Genomic DNA, 11,340 nt, shown 5'->3' on the forward strand with positions numbered 1-11,340 from the left:
CGTTTCGACTTATGCACGCCCACGAGGCCAGACGCGCGCACACGCCGCAACCGTTTCGACTTATGCACGCTCGACCGGATGGGAGTTCAGGCGCGGCGGACCACCGCGATGGCACCGAACGGGATCACCCGGTGGCCGGTGAGCGCTCCGGGGCGGCGTAACGCATCGGCCGGGTGCTCGGCGAGGTCCAGGTGATCCGCGCCGACTCTGTCGACGGTGCCGGTGGCCAGGCCGCCGGCGATGTCGTGCACGGCGACCGCGGCGCGGTCCCGGGCGATTGCTCGTAACGCGACGCCGATCCCGAAACGACGACCCATCCCACGATCGTCGTCGCTGCGCAGGGTGAGGCCGACCACCGAGAGCACGGCCGCGGTCGGCAGAAGTGCCGCGTGTCGCCCGTGCTCCTGCACCAAGAGCCAGTCCTTGCCGAGATCGTCCAACGTCCCCCGCACCACGCCCGCGGCCGTGGTGCATGCGATCGAGGCGCCCTCCGAGCGGGCGGCGCGATCGAGCCAAGAGACCTCGGCGCGCTCGCGTCGGGTGCGGTCGGCGACCTCCGCGGCCTGCTCCAGTCGGGCGCTCGCCGCCAGCTGCGCCTCCAGATCGGCGAAAAGCTGCTGCCAACGCATGACGCACACCGTAGCTTCAATCAGCATCATTTGACATCATCTGACATTAAACGTCGCTAAACGTGGACAACCGCACTCGCATGTGGTTAAGTGCGTTTATTGTCAGTTGTTGTCGATTGATGACGTTTGACCCACGGGCCGTCACCCGTGAGGGATATCGGTCGACGGGTAAGGGGACGATCGTCATGAGGGGCACCGCGCACCGAGTCCGCGCCATCGCACTGGGCACGACCGCTGCCGGCGGCCTGTTCGTCGCGGCCATCGCCGCCGGGTGGACCGCGGTCGGCGAAACCGCCAGGCTCGACCGGTCTGCATCGGTCCAGCCGCTCGACGCGCTCCCGCTGGTGCTGTGGTGCGCCCTTACCCTCGCGCTGCTGTGGGCCGCGTTGCTCACCGCCTCGGCCGCCGCGTCGCTGCGCGAGTCGCGCAGTGGTGCTGGGCTTGCGCGGCGCGAGGGTCGCGCACCGGCGCCACCCTCGAGCTCCGGCTTGGTCGGTCGACTGCCCGGCGTCCTGCTCGCGGTCACCGCATTCGGCACGGCCGGCACGTCGGTCGCCGTCGCAGCCCCGGCCCGCCCGGCGCAGGTGCGAATGATCGCGGCTCCCGCCATACCTGCAGCGAATGTGGTTGCAACCGCTGATGATTCGTGCGGCAGCGAGGCACCGCCGGTCCCGGGCTGGGTGCCGGACGCGCCCGCCCGCACCGACCAGACGGCTCGCGACTCGGCCGGGCTGGTGACCGGCTGCCCGGTCCCCGACGACTCTGGCGAGGTGGTGGTCCGGCGTGGCGACAGCCTCTGGTCGCTCGTCGCGCAGCAGCTCGGACCACAGGCCGACGCCACCGCGATCGCCGCCGAATGGCCGCGCTGGTATGCCGCCAACCGCGACCTCATCGGCGACGATCCCGACCTGCTGCGGGTCGGCACCCGCCTGCACTCCCCCGACACCGCGATGGAAGGGACCCCGCGATGAGCCTGCCCGCCTACACAGCACCCCTGCGCCTTCGGCCGGCGATCGGCTGGCAACCGCCCGCGCTCGACGAGCAGGCCGTCGATCTGCTGTATGACGAGGCGGTCGCGGTGTCCCGCGACCAGCGCCGCGGCTACTCCCAGCCGACCCTGCGCGTGCACCTGCGGGCCGCCGACCTCGACCCGATGTTCGGCCCGCAGGCCACCCAGCGGGCCGCACTGCCCGACCCGGAGCCCTGGCTGCGTCAACTCGCGGCGGCGATGCTGGAATGCATGACCGGCGTGCGCGCCCCGTCACAGATCGCCCGCTGGGTCAGCCCGCTGGTGCTGGAGCGGGTCAACCGGCGCAACGTCATCGCTCGGCGCCGCGGCGCACATCCGATCGCACCACCCCGGGTGCGCAAGGTGCACGTGTGCGAACCGGACGACGGCGTGGCCGAGGCGAGCATCGTCGTACACCACCAAGGACGGGTGCGGGCACTCGCCCTGCGGCTCGTCGGTGTCGACGGCCGCTGGATGGTCACCGCGATGGAGTTGGGCTGAGACGAGCTACCGCTTCGACTTGGCCTTCTGCTTGCCGGCAGACTTCTTCGCCTTCTTCTTGGCGCGTCGCTCGGCACGCGGCAGGCTCGAGTCGTCCTCGTCGAGCACCCGGCCGTCGTCGTCGACCTCGTGTGCCTGGGCCGCGCCGTCCTCGCCGGGTGCGCTGAAGGTCATCTTCTCCTTCGGCGCCGGCAGTGACGCCTCGATCTCGGCCGGGTCGACCTGCACCTGGAACAGGTGCTGCACCGACTCCTCCTTGATCGCGTCGTTCATCGCGCCGAACAGCTGGTAGCCCTCGCGCTGGTATTCCACGAGCGGGTCGCGCTGCGCGTACTGGCGCAGGTGAATGCCTTCCTTGAGGTAATCCATCTCGTAGAGGTGCTCGCGCCACTTGCGGTCCAGCACGGTGAGCACCACGCGGCGCTCGACCTCGCGGGAGACCCGGTCGCCGAGCTCCTTCTCGCGCGCGTCGTAGGCGTGCTGGGCGTCCGAGCGCAACTCCTCGGCGAGCAGGTCGGGCTGCAGCCCGGCGCGGCCGCCGACCTCCTCCTCGATCTCGCCCTCGGTGATCGACACCGGGTAGAGGTCCTTCAGCGCCTTCCAGAGCGTGTCGAGGTCCCAGTCGTCGGAGAAGCCCTCCGCCGTGGCACCGTCGACATACGCATCGACGGTGTCATTGATGAAGTGCCGCACCTGGTCCTCCAGGTCGGCGCCCTCGAGCACCTTGCGCCGCTCGCCGTAGATGACCTCACGCTGCCGGTTGAGCACGTCGTCGTATTTCAGGACGTTCTTGCGGATCTCGAAGTTCTGGCTCTCCACCTGGCCCTGCGCGCTCTGGATCGAGCGGCTGACCATCTTGGACTCGATCGGGACGTCGTCCTCGATCTTGGCGGTCTGCATGAAGCGGTCGACCATGTTGGCGTTGAACAACCGCATCAGGTCGTCCTGCAGCGACAGGTAGAAGCGGCTCTCACCCGGGTCGCCCTGGCGGCCGGCGCGACCGCGCAGCTGGTTGTCGATGCGGCGGGACTCGTGCCGCTCGGTGCCGAGCACGTAGAGCCCGCCGAGTTCGACGACCTCCTCGTGCTGCTTGGCGACCGCCTTCTCGGCCTTGGCAAGCGCCTCGTCCCAGGCGGCCTCGTAGTCCTCCGGGGTCTCCACCGGGTCCAGGCCCTTGCGCTTCAGCGCGGCGATCGCGATGAACTCCGGGTTGCCGCCGAGCATGATGTCGGTGCCTCGGCCGGCCATGTTGGTCGACACGGTGACCGCACCCTTGCGTCCTGCCTGCGCGACGATCGCGGCTTCACTCTCGTGGTGCTTGGCGTTGAGCACCTCGTGCGGAATCCCCTTGCGGCGCAACTGTTCTGAGAGGTATTCGCTCTTGTTGACGCTGGTGGTGCCGACCAGCACCGGCTGGCCTTCCTTGTGCCGGTCGACGATGTCGTCGACGACCGCCTTGAACTTGGCTTCCTCGGTGCGGTAGATCAGGTCCGACTGGTCCTGGCGGATCATCGGCTTGTTGGTCGGGATCGTCACGACGCCGAGCTTGTAGATCTGGTAGAGCTCCGCGGCCTCGGTCTGAGCCGTTCCCGTCATACCCGAGAGCTTGTCGTACATGCGGAAGTAGTTCTGCAGCGTGATCGTGGCGAGCGTCTGGTTCTCGTTCTGGATCTCGACGCTTTCCTTGGCCTCGATCGCCTGGTGCATGCCCTCGTTGTAGCGACGCCCGGCGAGCATGCGACCAGTGTGCTCGTCGACGATCAGAATCTCGCCGTTCATCACGACGTAGTCCTTGTCGCGTTTGAACAGCTCCTTGGCCTTGATCGCGTTGTTGAGGTAGCCGATCAGCGGCGTGTTGTGCGCCTCGTAGAGGTTCTCGATGCCGAGCAGGTCCTCGACCTTCTCGATGCCCGACTCGAGCAGACCGACGGTCTTCTTCTTCTCGTCGATCTCGTAGTCGCCGTCGCCGGGCTGGGAGTTTTCCTTCTTCGGCGAGCGCTTGAGGTGCTCGACGATCTTGGCGAACTCGGTGTACCAGCGCGTGGCCTCGTCGGCCGGGCCGCTGATGATCAGCGGGGTGCGGGCCTCGTCGATCAGGATCGAGTCGACCTCGTCGACGATCGCGAAGTTGTGGCCGCGCTGCACGAGTTCGTCGTTGGACCACGCCATGTTGTCGCGCAGGTAGTCGAAGCCGAACTCGTTGTTGGTGCCGTAGGTGATGTCCTTGGCGTACTCGACCCGGCGCTGCTCGGGAGTCATCGACGCCAAGATGCAGCCGGTCTCCAGGCCGAGGGCCCGGTGCACGCGGCCCATCATCTCCGACTGCGACTCGGCCAGGTAGTCGTTGGTAGTGATGACGTGGACGCCCTTGCCGGTCAACGCATTGAGGTATGACGGGAGCGTCGCAACCAGCGTCTTGCCCTCACCGGTGCGCATCTCGGCGACGTTGCCCAGGTGCAGCGCGGCGCCACCGGCCAGCTGCACATCGAAGTGCCGCTTGCCGAGGGTGCGCTTGCTGGCTTCGCGGACGGCCGCGAAGGCCTCCGGCAGCAGGTCGTCGAGGCTCTCACCCGCGGCGAGCCGCTTCTTGAATTTGTCGGTCTCCTCGCGGAGTTCGGCGTCGCTCAGCCCCTCGAAGTCCTCCTCGAGCAGATTGACCTGCGCGGCGATGCCCTGCAGCTTTTTGAGGGTGCGGCCCTCACCGGCTCGCAGAACCTTTTCGACAACCTTCGGCACGGACGCTCCCCGCGGGATGACAGACAGGTGGACAGACCCACCCATGCTAATCGGTGCGCGGACGTGGTTTGCTGCCCGGCATGCCGGTTTACCCCGACGACGTGCCAGAGCTCAGCGACGAGCGCCTGGTGTTGCGCGCGCTGCGCGAGGACGACCTGCCCCGGGTCATCGAGTTCGCGAACGATCCGGGCAGCAGAGCAAGCATTGCGCTGCCTGCGCCATACGGCGATGCGGAGGCGCGGGCCTTCTTGGACACGGTGCGCGCCGGCTGGGAGTCCAGCAGCGACCGGATCTGGGCGGTGGAGCTCGACGGTGAGTGGGCCGGCACGGTGAGCCTCAATGCCCGGGTGCCCGGCACGGCCGAGATCGGGTATGCCGCGCACCCCGATGCGCGCGGACGCGGGGTCGCCGCCGGCGCGGCGCGGCTGGCGATCGCCTACGCCTTCGACGACCTGGGGTTGCGGGTGCTGCAATGGCGGGCGACCCGCGGCAACTGGGGCTCGCGCCGGGTCGGGTGGGCCCTCGGTTTCGTCGTCGACGGCATCGCGCCGGCGTCGCGGGTCGATGCCCTCGGCGAGGTGGCGGACACGTGGTACGGCCACCTGCGCGCCGGCGAGCCGGTCGCCCCGCGCAACCAGTGGTTCGAACCGGCAGTGCTGACCGACGACTCCGTGCGGCTACGGCCCTGGCGCGAGGACGACGCACCACAGGACGATGGCGACGCATCGCTCGTCCGCTTCATGCACGGGTCCGCACCCACCAGCGACGGTTTCGCCGAGTGGCTGACAATCCGCAAGGAGCGCATGGCTTCCGGGGAAGGCGTGTTCTGGTGCATCGCGGACGCCACTGACGACCGCCCCCTTGGCGGCATCCAGCTCTTCCGGATGAACCTGCCGATGCACCGCGAGACCGCGATGGTCGCCTATTGGCTCCAGCCGCATGCACGCAGCCGTGGAGCGGTGGGTCGAGCACTCGAACTCCTTGTGACACATGCCTTCTCGCCGCTCGAGGAGGGCGGGCTCGGGCTACGCCGGATCGGCGCCTTCGTCGACGCGGGCAACCTGGGGTCGCAGCGGGTGCTGCATGCGGCCGGCTTCCGGCAGATCGGTGCCGCGCACTCCGCCCTCAGCTATGACGACGGCAGCACCGCCGACGAGCAGGTCTACGAACTGCTCGCCACCGACGACCGCGACGCACAGCGCACTGCTGCGATCCCAGTGCCGACGCTGCGGTCGGCACGGCTGGTGCTGCGCGAATGGGGCGAGAACGACGCTCCGAGCGCCGAACCCGAGGGGGACCCGGCACTCGTCGGCAGTATGGGGATCGACCCGCGACCGCCCGCCGCGTCGTACGAGAGGTGGCTGGCGCGGCTGCGCGCCGACGCCTTGTCCGGTGATGCCGTGCGCTGGTGTGTCACCGACGCCGAATCAGGCCGGGTGCTCGGCGCCGTGTCCGTGCGCGACCTCGGCGGCCCGTTGCGCAGCGGCACCGTCGCCTACTGGCTGCTGCCGGATGCGCGCGGCAACGGAGTCACTGCCGAGGCGCTGAAAGCGGTTGTCGACCACGCCTTCTCGACCGACGGCCTGGCGCTGGAACGGCTTGCTGCCGAGACAGTGTCGGACAACCACGCGTCGATGCTGACCCTGGCAAGTGCGGGTTTCCGGCAGTGGGGGCAGGACCACCAGTCGTTCGTCACCGCCGACGGCCGACCGCACGACAGCGCCTACTTCGAGTTGCTCGCCAGTGAGTATGCCGAGGGTCACGAAACCACGTAGCGCGCGCCGCAGGCACGTGATTGGCTGCCGCCATGCCACGGTTTCCGCAGGATGTGCCACGACTGACTGGCGAGGGCGTGCTGTTGCGCGCCCACACCGAGGCTGACATCCCGCGAATCATCAGCAGTTGCAACGATTCCCGCTCCCGGCAATGGCTGTCTCTGCCGGACCCGTATGGCGAGGAGCAGGCCCGCGAACATCTTGCGCACGTCGCGCAAGGGTGGGCCGACGAGAGCGAGTACGTGTGGGCTATCGAGGCGGGAGGGAAGTACGTCGGCTCGATCAACCTGCACCGCCGCTCCCCCGCCGCGCGCGAGGTCGGCTACCTGACACACCCGGACTCCCGCGGGCAGGGCTTCACCAGCGCCGCGATCCGCCGAGTCGTCCGGCACGCCTTCGACGACCTGCGCCTGCCCACCGTCACCTGGCGTGCGGGACGCGGCAACTGGGGCTCGCGGCGCGCTGCATGGGCGGCTGGGTTCACCGTCGACGGTGTGTGGCCGGCGCAGGCCACCGACGGCCGTGGCGAACCCGAGGACCTGTGGGTCGGCCACGTGCACGCGGACGGCTGGACCGGCGTGCCGATCCACCCGTGGTGGAAGCCGAAAGTGTTGGAGAAGAACGGCATTCGGCTGCGGCCGTGGCGTGCGGACGATCAACTGCAGCCGCCCGACGACGGCGCGCGGCTGATGGTGACGAACATGCAGCCGGCACCTGCCGACTTCGCCTCGTGGCTGGTGGACCGGCAGGAGCGGATGGCCTCCGGCGAGAGCGTCTTCTGGTGCATCGCCGACGCAGCCACCGACGAGCCGCTCGGCCACGTGCAGGTCGTCCGGATGAACATCGACTTCATCGCAGGCACCGGAGAGGTCGGATACTGGCTCTACCCGGGAGCACGTGGCCGTGGGGTGATGACGACCGCCCTGGACCTGGTGCGCCAGCATGCCTTCACCGAGCGCTCCGACGACAGCGGCACGAGCGGGCTCGGGCTGCACCGGCTGCGGGCGGGCACGGACGAGCGCAACCTGGCGTCCGAGCGAGTTTTGCGCCGGGCCGGTTTCCGCAACTGGGGCACCGAGCGGTCCGTGCTGGCCCAACCGGACGGCGCACACACCGGAGCACTCAACTGGGAGTTGCTGGCCACCGATGACGTCGCCGGACAGTCGGTTTCGCCCCGTCATACACCGGTGTTCGAGACCGACACCATCCGGTTGCGCCCCTGGCGCGAGTCCGACCGGGACACACTGCCTTCGCAGGTCGACGAACTCGCGTCCAGGTTCATGCCGGCCGGAGCACAACCGACGCCCGACACCTTCGACACGTGGTGGCGGCGTCGTCGGCGCAACGTCGACTCCGGCGTCGCGGTCGGCTGGTGCATCGCCGACCCCTCGACCGACCAAGCACTCGGCGACGTGTCGCTCTTCGGCATCGGCGACGGCACCGCCACGTCCGCCGAGATCGGTTACTGGCTCCTACCAGAGGCTCGTGGACGCGGCTACCTCCCGCAGGCATTGGAAATCGTTGTGCCACATGCCTTTTCGCGGGCCGACCACGGCGGCATGGGGCTTACCCGGCTGCACGCCGCGACGGACCTCGACAACGTCGCCTCCCAAGCCTTGCTTACCGGAGCCGGCTTTCGCCGCTGGGGGCAGGACCGGCAGGCTTACACCGGAAGCGACGGCACCATCAGCGACGGCGCCTACTTCGAGCTGCTCGCCACCGACGATCGGGAGAGCCAGCGCACCAGCACGCCTCCGGTGCTGGACTTCCCGGATGTCCGGTTGAGGCCACTGCGCGCCGATGACGTCGCGCCCCTCGCGCGCACCTGGGCCGACCCCGAGGTAGCTCACTGGTTGTCGGTCCCGCAGGACGATGTCGACACCCGGGCGGCCGACTACGTGCGGGAGAAGAGATACGCCGAACCCGAGACCCACGGCCTGTGGTGGGTCGTGTGCGGCGCCGGCAGCGACGACTTCGCCGGCGTCGCCGGGCTGCAGCACATCACCGGCGGACCGGCATCCTCGGCGGAGATCGGCTACTGGCTCACCGCGCAGGCCCGGGGCCATGGCCTCGCCTCCGCGGCGGTGCAGGCGTTGACGTCCTTCGCGTTCCTGCCGCCCGGGCGGGGTGGGCTCGGGGTACACCGAGTGACGGCGGGCGTCGCCGAGGGCAACGAAGCATCGTTGCGCGCGCTGCAGAATGCCGGCCTGCAGGTGGTCGGACGGGCGCGGCAGGCCGAGGCGCTCGGCGACGGCAGTGTCGTCGACTTGCTACTGCTCGACCGGGTGGCCGGCAGGGACAGCTAATCGGTGGAGCGCTTGCCGGTGTCCGGGTCCTCGATCAGACCGCCGCGCACGGCATACATCGCCGCCTCCACCCGACTGCGCAGGTGCAGCTTGTCGAGGATGTTGCGCACGTGGTTCTTCACGGTGTTCTCGGAAATGAACAGCTCCTCGGCGACCCGTCTGTTGGACCAGCCACGGGCCACGTGCCTCAGCACCTCCCGCTCGCGCTCGGTGAGTGCGGGCACCGGATCAGTGCTGGCCTGCGGCGTCGAGCGGACCATCGCCGCAAATTCCGAGAGCAGGGTCGAGGCGAGGGACGGGGACAACAGCGCCTGACCGGCGGCGACGGCACGGATCGCGCCGGGCAACTGCTCGGGTGCCACATCCTTGAGCAGGTAACCGGTGGCGCCCGCCTTGATCGCCTCGACCAGGTCGGCCTCCTCGTCGGAGGCGGTGAGCATCAGGATCTGGGTCTGCGGGACGGCCGCCTTCACCGCACGGCAGACCTCGAGGCCGTTGCCGTCGGGCAGGTAGATGTCCAGCACGAGGACGTCGGGTGCCAGCGCCACCGTCCGCTCGACGGCTTCCGTGGCGGTGCCGACGTCGCCGACCAGCTCGATGCCGTCCTCGAGCTCAAGGACGGTTTGCAGCCCGCGACGGTAGATCGCGTAGTCCTCGACGAGCAGCACCCGCAATGACCGCGCGGCCGGGGTGTCCCGGGCCGCGCGGTCATGGGTCATCAGATGCTCAGTCACGCCGGAGCGTCCGCAAGCGCCACTGGTGCCTCGCTCACGTCCAGCTGGATGACGCCGTAGGACCAGCCGCGGCGGCGGTAGACCACACTCGGCCGGCCGGTCTCGATGTCTTGGTAGAGGTAGAAGTCGTGGCCGACCAGCTCCATCTCGTAGAGGGCCTGGTCGACACCCATCGGGGTGCTGGTGTGCACCTTTTCGCGCAACTGGATGGGACAGTCTTCGTCGCCGCCGACCTTGGCGATGTGCGCCGGCAGCGGAGCTGCCTCGGCGACGGTGTCGTCCTCCGGCGGAGTGAGGGCCGCCGTCGCGTCATGCACCGACATCGGCTGCCGCCGGCCCCGATGGATGCGTCGTTTGTCGTGCATGCGGCGTAGCCGCTCACCAAGGCGAGTCATGGCCACGTCGAGCGCGGCGTACTCCTCGTCGGCACTCGCCTCGGCGCGAATGACCGACCGCTTGGCATGGCAGGTGATCTCTATGCGTTCCGCTTCCTTCGCCTGCCGGGGGTTGGCTTCGTGCGTGATCACCACGTCACAACGACTGACCCGCGGGTCGAGCTGGGCGACCTTGCCCAGCTTCTCCTCGATGTGCCGGCGAAAGCGCTCGGAAACCGCGACGTGGCGTCCGGTAACGGTGATCTCCATGGTGCACTCCTTCATCGACTTCGCATGCAGAGGCGGGACGGCATCCCTCAGCGGCCGTGGCACCACCCCCGGAGTCCGAAGGTGCAGGAGTCGAGCACAGCTGTCGGCGGCGCCGAACGCAGCCTGTGCTTCATCCCCTGACGTTAATCCACCGAAGGGTCCGACGTAAACGCCAATCGCACAATGCGCGAACATCCATCGCGCGCTCACAGCGGGGCGGTATGGCGCTGCGTCGCGGCGACGGTCGCGGCGCTCACCGCGCCGGCCCCGGCGGCGTGCAACGAACGCGCGGCCTCGGCAAGAGTCGAGCCCGTCGTGACGATGTCGTCGACCACCAGCACGGTGGCCCCGGCGAGCCGGCTGCCACGCGCGGCCACCATGCTGCCGGAAACGTTGCGCGACCGCGCGTCGGCGCCCAGCCCGGCCTGGTCCTGACCGGCCCGTCCTGCCCGCAGCGCGGCGACCTGCCGTAGCGCCGGCGCCGTGCCGGCGAGGGCGTGCCGGGTGAGCTCGGCCAGCGGGTCCCGGCCACGGCTGCGCAGCGACCCCGCACGAGTGGGCACCGGGACCACCAGCACCGGACGCCCCGAGGCCAGCGCGTCGCGCAATGGCTCATCGCTGCCGAGCGCGGCCGCGATCGCACCCCGCAGGAGGAGACCGAGCCGGTCGCCGAGGTCGCAGCGACCGGCGTCCTTGAAGGCGCGCAGCATGGCCGCCACCGGCCCGTCATACGGCACCTGGGACCAGGTGCGCGGGAATCCGGGCGGTGTCGGGGACGGCCAGGTCGCGGTGGCCTCGATCGCCCGGGCGAGGGTCACTGCGCCGGCGCACCGAGGGCACACGGCGCAGGACCGCTCACCGCATCCGGCGCAGGAGCGCGGGAGCGCGAGCTCGGCGAGAGCCTGCAGCGCGGCGAAGGTTTGCATCGCGGCCAGCCTCGGGCTCAGCGGGCGACGTGCACAATCCGGACCGATCCGGGCTGTGGACCGCCCCTGCGCACACCGCC

9 protein-coding genes are annotated in these 11,340 nt (G+C 69.5%); 4 read left to right on the forward strand and 5 right to left on the reverse strand.

What is annotated here, in order from left to right; all coding sequences use genetic code 11:
- Window positions 1-86: 86 nt before the first annotated feature.
- Window positions 87-629 (reverse strand): hypothetical protein, encoded by a 543-nt coding sequence (locus tag N2M23_RS18885; protein WP_265447672.1) that lies wholly within the window; start codon window positions 627-629, stop codon window positions 87-89.
- A gap of 185 nt (window positions 630-814) precedes the next feature.
- On the opposite strand from N2M23_RS18885, the gene N2M23_RS18890 reads away from it, so the two are divergent.
- The gene (locus N2M23_RS18890) at window positions 815-1,600 is read left to right on the forward strand and encodes a LysM peptidoglycan-binding domain-containing protein (RefSeq protein ID WP_265447673.1); all 786 of its coding nucleotides are present in this window, start codon (window positions 815-817) and stop codon (window positions 1,598-1,600) included.
- Window positions 1,597-2,139, forward strand: coding sequence for an Rv3235 family protein (locus tag N2M23_RS18895; protein WP_265447674.1), 543 nt, complete (start codon window positions 1,597-1,599; stop codon window positions 2,137-2,139). The genes N2M23_RS18890 and N2M23_RS18895 overlap by 4 nt, the downstream gene beginning before the upstream one ends.
- Before the next feature lie 6 nt (window positions 2,140-2,145).
- Here the strand turns inward: N2M23_RS18895 and secA are convergent, their stop codons facing one another.
- Window positions 2,146-4,875 carry a preprotein translocase subunit SecA gene (secA, locus tag N2M23_RS18900; RefSeq protein WP_265447675.1) on the reverse strand — a complete coding sequence of 910 codons (2,730 nt, stop codon included), beginning with the start codon at window positions 4,873-4,875 and terminating at the stop codon, window positions 2,146-2,148.
- An 80-nt stretch (window positions 4,876-4,955) separates the two neighbouring features.
- Here secA and N2M23_RS18905 point away from each other — a divergent pair, with 80 nt between their 5' ends.
- Complete coding sequence (locus N2M23_RS18905) at window positions 4,956-6,650, forward strand: GNAT family N-acetyltransferase (RefSeq protein WP_265447676.1); 1,695 nt, start codon at window positions 4,956-4,958, stop codon at window positions 6,648-6,650.
- A 32-nt stretch (window positions 6,651-6,682) separates the two neighbouring features.
- Window positions 6,683-8,956 (forward strand): GNAT family N-acetyltransferase, encoded by a 2,274-nt coding sequence (locus N2M23_RS18910; RefSeq protein WP_265447677.1) that lies wholly within the window; start codon window positions 6,683-6,685, stop codon window positions 8,954-8,956.
- Here the strand turns inward: N2M23_RS18910 and N2M23_RS18915 are convergent.
- The 3 genes from N2M23_RS18915 to N2M23_RS18925 all read right to left on the reverse strand — a co-directional run bounded on the left by N2M23_RS18915 (window position 8,953) and on the right by N2M23_RS18925 (window position 11,260).
- Window positions 8,953-9,675, reverse strand: coding sequence for a response regulator (locus N2M23_RS18915; protein WP_265447678.1), 723 nt, complete (start codon window positions 9,673-9,675; stop codon window positions 8,953-8,955). The genes N2M23_RS18910 and N2M23_RS18915 overlap by 4 nt on opposite strands.
- 11 nt (window positions 9,676-9,686) lie before the next feature.
- Window positions 9,687-10,334, reverse strand: a complete 648-nt coding sequence (gene hpf, locus N2M23_RS18920; RefSeq protein ID WP_265447679.1) for a ribosome hibernation-promoting factor, HPF/YfiA family — start codon at window positions 10,332-10,334, stop codon at window positions 9,687-9,689.
- A gap of 206 nt (window positions 10,335-10,540) precedes the next feature.
- On the reverse strand, window positions 10,541-11,260 hold the full coding sequence (locus tag N2M23_RS18925) for a ComF family protein (RefSeq protein WP_265447680.1): 720 nt from the start codon (window positions 11,258-11,260) through the stop codon (window positions 10,541-10,543).
- Window positions 11,261-11,340: the final 80 nt, after the last annotated feature.

The sequence above is a fragment of the Flexivirga meconopsidis genome (genome assembly GCF_026162425.1).
Lineage (GTDB): Bacteria > Actinomycetota > Actinomycetes > Actinomycetales > Dermatophilaceae > Flexivirga > Flexivirga meconopsidis.